1 protein-coding gene is annotated in these 288 nt (G+C 69.8%); it reads left to right on the top strand.

The window, feature by feature from the left end; translation table 11 throughout:
* Positions 1 to 288, top strand: a 288-nt coding sequence (locus tag EN859_RS37315; protein ID WP_145972015.1) for an EamA family transporter, incomplete at both ends; no start/stop codon positions are given.

Here is a 288-nt window from a genome sequence, read left to right as displayed (position 1 = left end):
GCTTCTCCGCGGTCGCCATGTGGGCGCTGCTGGCGCTGCTCACCGACGCCTCCGGGCAGGTGCCGCCGTTCCTGTTGTCGGCCGTCACCTTCGCCATCGGCACCGGCGTCGGACTTGCCGCGCGGCTGGTGATGCCGGCCGCCGGACGGCCTGAGAAGGTTCCGCCGCAGGTCTGGGTCATCGGCATCGCCGGCCTGTTCGGCTACCACTTCTTCTACTTCACCGCCTTGCGGAATGCGCCGGCGGTGGAGGCCAGCCTGATCGCCTATCTGTGGCCGCTCCTGATCG

Origin of the sequence: Mesorhizobium sp. M00.F.Ca.ET.216.01.1.1 (assembly GCF_004010325.2) — a bacterium.
GTDB lineage: Bacteria > Pseudomonadota > Alphaproteobacteria > Rhizobiales > Rhizobiaceae > Mesorhizobium.
The sequence above is the reverse complement of the archived record's forward strand: the minus strand, read 5'-3'. Positions and strand labels throughout refer to the sequence as shown.